The 9491-nt window shown below is 57.1% G+C and carries 8 protein-coding genes, 3 tRNA genes and 1 CRISPR repeat array; of the genes, 6 read left to right on the top strand and 5 right to left on the bottom strand.

What is annotated here, in order from left to right; all coding sequences use genetic code 11:
* The coding region (locus ACMLHZ_RS09275; RefSeq protein WP_418667457.1) for a dihydrodipicolinate synthase family protein at window positions 1-705 on the top strand (705 nt) is incomplete at its 5' end.
* A 190-nt stretch (window positions 706-895) separates the two neighbouring features.
* On the opposite strand, the gene ACMLHZ_RS09270 is transcribed toward ACMLHZ_RS09275, so the two are convergent.
* The gene (locus tag ACMLHZ_RS09270; RefSeq protein WP_177561831.1) at window positions 896-1429 is read right to left on the bottom strand and encodes an inorganic diphosphatase; all 534 of its coding nucleotides are present in this window, start codon (window positions 1427-1429) and stop codon (window positions 896-898) included.
* A 209-nt stretch (window positions 1430-1638) separates the two neighbouring features.
* On the opposite strand from ACMLHZ_RS09270, the gene ACMLHZ_RS09265 reads away from it, so the two are divergent.
* The 3 genes from ACMLHZ_RS09265 to ACMLHZ_RS09255 all read left to right on the top strand — a co-directional run bounded on the left by ACMLHZ_RS09265 (window position 1639) and on the right by ACMLHZ_RS09255 (window position 1918).
* A tRNA-Arg gene (locus ACMLHZ_RS09265) sits at window positions 1639-1715 on the top strand.
* Between the two features lie 4 nt (window positions 1716-1719).
* Window positions 1720-1796 (top strand) — tRNA-His (locus ACMLHZ_RS09260).
* 47 nt (window positions 1797-1843) lie between these two features.
* Window positions 1844-1918 (top strand) — tRNA-Gln (locus ACMLHZ_RS09255).
* A gap of 190 nt (window positions 1919-2108) precedes the next feature.
* Window positions 2109-3013: a CRISPR direct-repeat array (repeat unit 33 nt; unit sequence ATTTCTATCCACGCTCCCCGCGAGGGGAGCGAC).
* A gap of 430 nt (window positions 3014-3443) precedes the next feature.
* On the opposite strand, the gene ACMLHZ_RS09250 is transcribed toward ACMLHZ_RS09255, so the two are convergent.
* The 3 genes from ACMLHZ_RS09250 to ACMLHZ_RS09240 form a co-directional block, all read right to left on the bottom strand.
* Window positions 3444-3950, bottom strand: coding sequence for a hypothetical protein (locus tag ACMLHZ_RS09250; RefSeq protein ID WP_418667456.1), 507 nt, complete (start codon window positions 3948-3950; stop codon window positions 3444-3446).
* A 47-nt stretch (window positions 3951-3997) separates the two neighbouring features.
* On the bottom strand, window positions 3998-4987 hold the full coding sequence (locus ACMLHZ_RS09245) for a tyrosine-type recombinase/integrase (protein WP_418667455.1): 990 nt from the start codon (window positions 4985-4987) through the stop codon (window positions 3998-4000).
* Window positions 4988-5133: 146 nt separating this feature from the next.
* Window positions 5134-5292, bottom strand: coding sequence for a rubredoxin (locus tag ACMLHZ_RS09240; protein WP_418667454.1), 159 nt, complete (start codon window positions 5290-5292; stop codon window positions 5134-5136).
* A gap of 199 nt (window positions 5293-5491) precedes the next feature.
* Between ACMLHZ_RS09240 and eno the strand changes: the two genes are divergently transcribed.
* A complete protein-coding gene (eno, locus tag ACMLHZ_RS09235) occupies window positions 5492-6793 on the top strand; it encodes a phosphopyruvate hydratase (RefSeq protein ID WP_418667453.1) in 1302 nt (433 codons plus the stop codon).
* Between the two features lie 120 nt (window positions 6794-6913).
* Window positions 6914-7801 carry a DegV family protein gene (locus ACMLHZ_RS09230; RefSeq protein WP_418667452.1) on the top strand — a complete coding sequence of 296 codons (888 nt, stop codon included), beginning with the start codon at window positions 6914-6916 and terminating at the stop codon, window positions 7799-7801.
* Between the two features lie 109 nt (window positions 7802-7910).
* On the opposite strand, the gene ACMLHZ_RS09225 is transcribed toward ACMLHZ_RS09230, so the two are convergent.
* A partial coding sequence (locus ACMLHZ_RS09225; protein WP_418667451.1) for an NYN domain-containing protein occupies window positions 7911-9491 on the bottom strand: 1581 nt, incomplete at its 5' end.

Here is a 9491-nt window from a genome sequence, read left to right as displayed (position 1 = left end):
GCCGAGACCATCAAGGGCCGCACCCGGCTGCTGATCGGCGCCAGCTGCATGGATTGGCGCGAGACCGTGGAACTGGGGAACTACGCCATCGACGCGGGCGCCGAGGCCGTGATGATCGTGCCGCCCTATTACTTTGCCTTGAGCGACGCCAGTGTGCTGGAGTATTACGGTAAGGTAGCCCCTGCCATTCACGGCGATATCCTGCTGTACAACTTCCCGGACCGCACCGGCTACGACCTGAAACCTGAGATCATTCTTGAACTGGCCCGGGCACACAAGAACATCGTGGGCCTGAAGGACACAGTGGAAAAGATGGGGCACACCCGCGAAGTGATCAAAGCCCTGCGGCCTGAATTCCCCGAGTTCGAGATTCTGTCCGGCTACGACGACAATCTGATACATAATGTGATGAGCGGCGGCAATGGCTGCATCGGCGGCCTTTCCAACCTGGCCCCTGAGATCACCAGCGCCTGGGCCAAGGCCGTGCGCGAGGGCGATCTGGAGGGTATGGTAAAAGGGCAGCGCACCATTGACCAGATGATGGACCTGTACGCCATTGGTACCCCTTTCATTCCCATCAGCAAGCGCGCTATGCAGCTGCGTGGCATTGAAATCAGCGACACCTGCACGGTGCCCTTCCTGCCTGCCACCGCAGAGCAGGAAGCGCAGATCAAGGCCTTTATGACCCGTGTGGGCCTGCTGTGACCTGTTTTGATTTTTCCAATCCTCTACTCTCTTTTCTCTCTCTGCGTTTGGCAGAGACAGAGCGCCGCCCTTTGGGGCGGCGCTCTGTTTTTTGTATCCCAAAACCACACGTCTAACGTGTGGTTTTGGGATACAAAAAGGCCCGGAAGCATTGACTTCCGGGCAGCGTATTTCTGGGGAAAAGAATCATTTATTTGCAATAGGCCTCGATATAGGCTTCACGGCATTTGTCGATGATTTCCATAGCGGCCTCGCGGCCCTGCTCCTCGTTCACTACCGTTTCTTTATCCTCCAGGTTTTTATATACCTGGAAAAAGTGGCGCATTTCGGTAAAAATGTGCGCGGGGAGGTCTGAGATGTCATGATAGGTGTTATAAGTGGGGTCGCTGAAGGGAATGGCAAGGATTTTTTCATCCAGTTTGCCGCCGTCCAGCATGGTGAACACGCCGATGGGGTAGCAGCGCACCAAGCTCATGGGCTGGATCACCTCGCTGGAGAGCACCAGTACATCCAGGGGATCGCCGTCGTCTGAGAGGGTGCGGGGGATCAGCCCATAGTTGGCGGGGTAGTGGGTTGAGGTGTAAAGGATCCGGTCGAGAATAATCATACCGGTTTCTTTGTCTAGCTCGTATTTTTTCTTGGAGCCTTTTTCGATCTCGATCACGGCTACAAAATCCTCAGCGGTGATGCGGGCGGGGTTCATATCATGCCAAATGTTCGACATCAGCTTTCCATCCTTTCCATCCTGCGCCGCGCGGTTTTGTGAGGGCAGCCTGCGCGCGTCACGGTCAGTTTTATTATTATAACACATTCAAAAAGGCCGCGCCAGAGGGCGCGCGGCCACGGCGGAAATTTTTCTCGTAAAGCCTTGACATTTGCCCCCTGCCTATAGTATGATATTCAAGCAGCGTGACCGGTAAGGACAACGACTAAGCGCCCGTAGCTCAGGTGGATAGAGCAACTGCCTTCTAAGCAGTGGGCCGGGGGTTCGAGTCCCTCCGGGCGCACCATATGGTGGCTATAGCGTAGCTGGTCAACGCGCCAGATTGTGGATCTGGAGATCGTGGGTTCGAACCCCACTAGCCACCCCATTTGAAAGTGGAAAGGCGAATTCGCGAGAGTTCGCTTTTTTCTATACTGGGCTGTCGCCAAGCGGTAAGGCACGGGACTTTGACTCCCGCATGCGTGGGTTCGAATCCCGCCAGCCCAACCAAGAAAGAACGGCCCAGGGAGCGGGTTCCCTGGGCCGTTTCTGTTGTAAGGTATACACTTCTGGATTTGGAAACTTTTTTAATTTTTATGCGTCGCTAAACGGCAGCAGTTTACGCACCTTATCATTCTCATCTACGCCTCCCATGAGGAGAACGACCTTTACAGCCGCCGAATGGCGGCTTTTTCTTTTGATTCCTATCCACGCTCCCCGCGAGGGGAGCGACACGGCCATTTTTGCGAGCTGTGCGGGTCACTGAAATTTCTATCCACGCTCCCCGCGAGGGGAGCGACAATATAAGCCAAAAGAGGTAAATGTTTACACGGTATTTCTATCCACGCTCCCCGCGAGGGGAGCGACCAAAGCCCGCAAGTGCCACGCCCTCGATGTCCTATTTCTATCCACGCTCCCCGCGAGGGGAGCGACCGTCAGCCACAGCCACAAGACTTTCAATGAATAATTTCTATCCACGCTCCCCGCGAGGGGAGCGACACATACTTTAATTACAATGCGCTTAATTACGATATTTCTATCCACGCTCCCCGCGAGGGGAGCGACTTCCGCTGACCGCGGCGGCGGGGCATTTTCTTTATTTCTATCCACGCTCCCCGCGAGGGGAGCGACCTTCGCCTTCTGGTCAACTCTGGCCACGAATGTAAAATTTCTATCCACGCTCCCCGCGAGGGGAGCGACCGGGAACCGCCGCGGGCGCCTATTCCATGTGCTATGGATTTCTATCCACGCTCCCCGCGAGGGGAGCGACTCTACGGCGCCACATGGGACGGATCGAGCACAACATTTCTATCCACGCTCCCCGCGAGGGGAGCGACAAAACGGCGGAGTTTGGAGGCGTTGAGGATGATTATTTCTATCCACGCTCCCCGCGAGGGGAGCGACCGTCTCACTTCCTTTTTTGAGTGCGTACAACATAATTTCTATCCACGCTCCCCGCGAGGGGAGCGACCCATGGTCGTCTGTCGCGCGGGCATGTACCTTTATTTCTATCCACGCTCCCCGCGAGGGGAGCGACTTGGGTATTGCGCTCATCGCGATCGGCGTTTTCAAATTTCTATCCACGCTCCCCGCGAGGGGAGCGACTGCAAAGTTGAACAATAAATCTTGAATTTGTTTGCGGAAGATTTGGATAAACAAACAATTCTATTTTAAATTTAATACGAAATTGGATTTTTGTAAAGGTCATAAAAGATAAAAATGCTAAAATCCACCGAAATGTTTTAGAAAACAGGTGCGGAAACCGCGTGTCTTTTCTGTTCACTTGGCTTTCGCACCGAACCCCGTTTTATGATTGCTTTTATTGCGCTGGATAAGAAGTTTTATCCTATCTGAGGGAGATAAAAGGCGGCACACCGCAGAACAGCTTTCGCTGCGGTGCGGCTATTTTTATAAGGTATAATATGCCAGCGGAAAGGCAGTCAAGCTGTTTATGGCTTGGCTGCCCTTTTTGGCCGCGCCCGTAAAAAAAGCACATGTTGAATTTGAAAATGTTTGTTCCCGGCCAGGCTGTGATTTACAGAAATTTTTTGAGATTCTCGATGTTCCGCTGTTCCATTTCAACCTGTTTTTGGGCAAGGTCGACGATTTCTTCGCTGCCTTCTTCATATTGGTGAAGCTGTTTGGTAATGGTGGTAATGCCCATGGTGTTGCCCTGGATCATCATCTGGGCAATTTTGGAGGAAGAAGGGTCGAACATGGCCTGCATTTCAGTACTGACGGCGGTCATGGCTTTGGCAACGGATTTTGGCTTTGGCGGCTTACAGCGGGATTCCAACAGAATCTGGGCGGCGGATTGGTAGGCGTGATCGTAATCTTGAAGTTGTTCCTGTATTGTGCCAGCAAGGGCGTTGTTGTGAACGAGTTTTAATATGTGCTGTGCGGCAGAGCGGCCTATGTCTGCATCCTGGCACAGAGAGCCCAACATTTCGGCGTCGTTTAGCATATGATTCACCTCTGCCATAGTTTGCCCACGAATCTTGTGGAGATACTCAAAGCAGAGGAGCGGTGCGGTGCGCCCCATGCCACGCAGCCCTGCCTTTTTGTTGTAACAATACAAACAGGGACAATTTATTCCTTGTTGGGGGCAATGTCAAACACAGGCGGCTTTGGCAGAGCGGCAAGTGCGGGGCCAGAAGAAGAAACAGTGTGCACGGTGAGATATTGACGGGGGTGAGCAGTGGTAAGCACCATCTTTTGGCGCTGCAGGCTGGCGTGCACATAGCGCTCGGTCGTTTTGATGGAGCTGTGGCCCAGGATGTTTTTGACCTCGTAAATATCGCCGCAATTATCCCACAGATAGGTGGCAAAGGAATGCCGGAACATGTGCGGCGTATAGCGGCCCCCAATCTGGGCGGCGCTTGCACAGCGCGCGATGATGCGCCGCACCGACTGTTCGGATAGCCGCTTGCCATCGCGGTTTACAAAAAACCAAACGGTGCCCGGGTAACGCGCCTGACAGGCGCTGCGATACCGGCCCAGCACGTCCAGAACCTGGGGCGAGCACAGATAGACCCAGCGCTCCCGGCCGCCCTTGCCCATGATACGGACCACCTGGCGTTCCAGATCCAATGTGGAGGCACGAAGATGGCATAGTTCGGAAACCCTGGCGCCGCAAGCAAACAGCAGTTCCAGAACAGCTGCGTCCCGCAGGCAGAAAAAGCGCTTGTATTCACCAGCAGAAGCCTCCAGCGCTTCATATGCTGCGTCGAGAATCCCGGTCAGGGCGTCTTTTTCGATCAGGCGGGGCAGTACGACCTCCTGGCGCAGCTGCAGGCGTACCTTTTCCACAGGGCTGCGGTCCAAAAGTTCTTCGTATACCAGGTAGTGGAAATAGGCCCGGATGGAAGCGTATTTCCGCTTTACTGTAGCTGGCTTGCAGCGCGCAGAAAGCTGTTCTACGTATTGCTCCAATGCAGCCCGGTTTATGCCCAGCCCGTTCGCTTGAAGATATGCGGCCAGCTGTTCGAGATCGATGCGATATGCTTTAAGCGTTTTTGCATCAAGCTTTTTTTGCAGTGCGCAGTAGCGAAAATACTGTTCCAGATACTCCATACTCATGATAGAACCACCTTTCAAAACCTTGTTGGTGCTTCCATCATACCGCATATAAAAAGCAGCGAGAGGGCGGAGCGTGTTTCGGGGCCTACTTTGAAGGAACAACAGAGAACGACGGCCCGCATTTTGCAAGCCGCCGTTCAATAAGGTTATTCAGCAATAAACTGATCCTTGCCCACATGACAAAGGGGGCACACCCATTCAGCGGGCACATCCGCCCAAAGTGTGCCGGGCGCCACACCCTGGGTGGGGTCGCCGTCGGCCTCGCTGTAAATGTAACCGCATACCTCGCACACGTACTTTTTCATGTAGTTCACCTCCCGCTTGCCAGTATGGGATAAAACAACGGAAGCTAAACGGGTTGGCCCCGGCACCCCAAAAGGCCTTCGCGGGAGTATGTTGCCGCGGCAACACAGCCTGAGGGGAAGGGCTGGTATACTGAAGGCGAAAAAACGCCACATTATCAGAATACAGGCAGAGGATGCACAACAGAGAGGGGATAAATAAATGAAAAGTGAATTGCTGATTGAACAGGTAGCGGGGCGGGAGATCCTGGATTCACGAGGGAATCCAACGGTGGAAGCCGAGGTGCGGCTGAAGGGCGGCGCCGTGGGAAGGGCATCAGTGCCCAGCGGCGCATCCACCGGCGAATTTGAAGCGCTGGAGCTGCGGGACGGTGACCCCGGCCGCTATGGCGGGAAAGGGGTGCGAAAAGCGGTGGAGAACCTGGAAGGACCGCTGGCAGCCGCGCTGCGGGGAAAGTGCGCGGCCGAGCTTTGGGCAGTGGATGAGGCCATGCTGGCAGCGGACGGAACACAGGATAAATCGAATCTGGGGGCTAACGCCATACTGGCAGCCTCGCTGGCCTCGGCACGGGCAGCGGCCTGTGCGTACGGAATGCCGTTCTATCGTTTTTTGGGCGGCGCGGCCGCCGGTACCCTGCCTGTTCCCATGATGAATATTTTGAATGGCGGCGCCCATGCAGCCAACACGGTGGATGTGCAGGAATTTATGGTGATGCCGGTGGGAGCGAGCTCGTTTTCCGAGGGGCTGCGCTGGTGCGCCGAGGTGTTTCATGCTCTTCAGACCCTGCTGCGACAGAAGGGACTTGCCGCCGGCGTGGGCGACGAGGGTGGATTTGCGCCGGATCTTGCAGGGGACGAGCACGCCATTGAGCTGATCTTGCAGGCCGTGGAGAGGGCCGGCTACGAGCCAGAGCGGGATTTTGTGCTTGCGCTGGACGCTGCCGCCAGCGAGTGGAAAAGCGGGCGCGCCGGCGAATACCGGCTGCCGAAAAGCGGCGCGACGTTCACATCGGCCCAGCTTGTGGAGCACTGGACGCGGTTGTGTGAGGTATACCCCGTCCGCTCGTTGGAGGACGGCCTGGACGAAGCGGACTGGCAGGGCTGGCGGCAGCTCACCGCCGCGCTGGGCGGGCGGGTGCAGCTTGTGGGCGACGACCTGTTTGTGACCAACACCGCGCGGCTGCTGCAAGGCATCAAGGAGGGCTGCGCCAACTCAATTTTGATAAAGCTCAATCAGATCGGTACCCTTACAGAAACGATTGAGGCGGTCAGGCTGGCCCAGAGGGCAGGCTATACGGCCATTGCCTCGCACCGCTCCGGCGAAACGCCGGACACTACCATTGCCGACCTGGCCGTGGCGCTGGGAACCGGGCAGATCAAAACCGGTGCGCCCAGCCGGGGGGAACGGGTGGCAAAATACAACCGCCTGCTGCGCATTGAGCAGGAATTGGGAGCGGCGGCCCGCTGGCCGGGCCGCGGGGCCTTTGGATGGGGGCGGGGCTGAACAAAAAACGGACTTTGTCGCTTTTCTTTTGGGAAACGGTATGGTATAATTTACCTAACGATTTTGTGGCCCGCCCCAGCCCAATGTAACGGGGCAAGAGGAAAGTGAGAGGTATACCCTATGGCAGATTATATCCTGAGCTGTTGTTCCACCGCTGATTTGACCCAACGGCATTTTGACGAACGGAACATCTGCTATATTTGTTTTCATTACGAGCTTGACGGGAAGCAATACCCGGACGACCTGGGTAAAAGCATGCCCTTTGACCAGTTTTATAAAGCGATGGCCGCGGGAGCGGAAACAAAGACATCACAGGTGAATGTGGAGGAGTTCGTGCAGTATTTTACCCCCTTTTTGGAACAGGGCAAGGACATTTTGCACGTCTGCCTTTCCAGCGGGATCTCGGGGGTGTTCAACTCAGCCAATGCGGCGCGGGCGGAACTGGCTGAGAAATATCCAGAGCGAACTATTTATATTGTGGATTCTTTGGGCGCTTCCTCCGGTTACGGCCTGCTGATGGACAAGCTTGCGGACCTGCGGGATTCCGGCATGGCGCTGGATGAGCTGTACAAGTGGACTGAAGAGCACAAACTGCAGCTGCATCACTGGTTTTTCTCCACCGACCTGACCTTTTACGTGAAGGGCGGGCGCATTACCAAAGCGGCGGGATGGTTCGGCACGGTCCTCTCAATCTGCCCGCTGCTCAATATGGATGCGCAGGGCCGCCTGATCCCCCGCAGCAAAGTGCGGGGCAAAAAGCAGGTGATCCGGGAGATCGTGAAGCGGATGGAGCAGCATGCCGAGGGCGGGCTGGAATACAGCGGCAAGTGCTATATCTCGAATTCTGACTGCTATGAGGACGCCCGTGCAGTGGCTGATCTGCTTGAGGCGCGCTTTCCCCGGCTGAATGGGCCGGTGGAGATCAACAGCGTGGGCACGACCATTGGCAGCCACACCGGCCCCGGCACCGTGGCCCTGTTCTTCTGGGGCGACGGGCGTACCGAGTAACGCCCAGCCGGAAAACGGCAGTTTTTTGGTGCGTAAGAAAAATTCAGCAAAAAAGCAAAGCCGGCGGCACAGTTGTATGCCGCCGGCTTTCTGCGCCTGCTTTACAGTTTCAGGTAGGGGCAATCAGCGCCCGAATCCGCTGTTCCGCGGCGGCGACTTCCTGCTGAAAGGCGGCTGCCGAAACGCGCAGCGCCCCATGCCCCAGGATGATGAGCTGCTCCATACCGTCTGAAGTGGCCACCCGGACCCGGTGACGCTCCGCCAGGCCATAGGTGGCCTTTTCAATGAACATGTCTGCTGTTTCGGCCTCGCGGGTATACACCACGTAGATGTTGTGATACCGCTCCACCTCGCCGGCACCGCCGGGCACTTTGTAGGCGTCGAACACCAGGATCACGGTACTTTGGGTGAAGCCCTGGTAGTTGCAGAGGGTATCCATCAGCTTTTGACGGGCGGCGGCCAGGTCGCGATGGGCGAGCTCTTTCAGATCGTCCCAACTGAAGAGAAGGTTGTAGCCGTCGGCCAGGAGATAATCGTGCACGGGCGCCTGGGGCCCGGCAGCCTGCTGGCGCTCGGCCTGCCGGGCGTTTTGATAATAGAGAAAATCGCGATGCTGCACCGGACCAAAGGTGCGGGCAAAAATTGCCTCCAGCTCTTTGTCTTCTTCCAGTGTGCCCGCATAATGCACCGGCCCGGTGCGCACGGGCGGGGAAAGCGCCGGGCGCGGCTTTTCAAAAGAAAGGCCGCTGTCCACATGCATATGGCGGCGCACCTGATCCCAGGGAACATAAAAACCGGCCCCATGGGAGCAGAATACCGAACCGGTGGGGGCTTCGGAATCGGACTCGCTGTCGTACCCGGCGGCGGCGATGACCTGAGCGGCGTTGTGGCAGGGCGCATACCCCTGCAGTGCGAGGGTAAGGCGGCCGCGGCCCTTTGTGTAAGAAACCACCTCCCGCGCATAGGCCCCCACCGCCGCCACCGGGGCGCGGCCGGTCAAAACGGCGCGCTCGCCCTGGAGGTCCGGCGGATCGAAGACTGCCTCCATGCGCTGAAGATCGGCGATAGCACGGCCCACGCAGTCGGTCGGGAGCTCCAGCCGGAGGGAATACCAAGGCTCCAAAAGCTGGCACTGGGCCATTTTCAGGCCTTGGCGCACGGCGCGGTAGGTGGCCTCGCGGAAATCGCCGCCCTCGGTGTGCTTCAAGTGGGCCCTGCCTGCCACCAGCGTGAATTTGACGTCTGTGATGGGGGAGCCTGTGAGCACGCCGGGATGGTCTTTTTCGGCCAGGTGGGTGAGCACCAGCCTCTGCCAGTTCCGGGCGAGCTGATCCTCGCCGCAGCGGCTCGCAAAGCGCAGGCCGCTGCCGGGAGGCAGAGGTTCCAGAAGCAGGTGGACCTCGGCATAATGGCGCAGAGGTTCAAAATGGCCTACTCCCTCGGCGGGGGCCAGAATGGTTTCCTTATAGCAGATCGCGGCAGGACCAAAGCGGACTTCTACCCCAAAGCGGTCGCGGATGACGCTTTGCAGCACCTCCTGCTGAATCTCTCCCATCAGCTGCACCCGAATCTCGGCTGAGGCTTCATTCCACTGGATGTGAAGCAGAGGGTCCTCCTCTTCCAGCTGGCGCAGCTTGGGCAGGAGTGCGTGTGCGTCGCAGCCGGAGGGCAGCAGCAACTGGCAGCGCAG

The organism is Allofournierella sp. (assembly GCF_048388525.1).
Lineage (GTDB): Bacteria > Bacillota > Clostridia > Oscillospirales > Ruminococcaceae > BQOK01.
This window is presented reverse-complemented; position numbering and strand designations above follow the sequence as displayed.